This is a genomic window from Liquorilactobacillus cacaonum DSM 21116, from assembly GCF_001436735.1.
Lineage (GTDB): Bacteria > Bacillota > Bacilli > Lactobacillales > Lactobacillaceae > Liquorilactobacillus > Liquorilactobacillus cacaonum.
The window spans coordinates 1-310 of record NZ_AYZE01000007.1; the positions used below are offsets into that span (position 1 = coordinate 1).

2 tRNA genes are annotated in these 310 nt (G+C 42.6%); both read left to right on the plus strand.

What is annotated here, in order from left to right:
- Positions 1-71 precede the first annotated feature (71 nt).
- Positions 72-146, plus strand: a tRNA-Ile gene (locus FC80_RS01415).
- Between the two features lie 19 nt (positions 147-165).
- A tRNA-Ala gene (locus FC80_RS01420) sits at positions 166-238 on the plus strand.
- Positions 239-310: the final 72 nt, after the last annotated feature.

The following is a 310-nucleotide window of genomic DNA, read 5'->3' on the forward strand; positions in this document are numbered from 1 at the left end:
CGGAAACCTACACACGATAGTTGAAACTTTGTTTAGTTTTGAGAGGTCTACTCTCATTTTGAGGATGTTATGGGCCTATAGCTCAGCTGGTTTAGAGCGCACGCCTGATAAGCGTGAGGTCGATGGTTCAAGTCCATTTAGGCCCATCCTTTTTTATAATTTTTTGGGGCCTTAGCTCAGCTGGGAGAGCGCCTGCTTTGCACGCAGGAGGTCATCGGTTCGATCCCGTTAGGCTCCATTAACAACGAAAGTTGTTGAACTTGTTCTTTGAAAACTAGATAATATTTTTCTAAAATAATTAACAAACCGA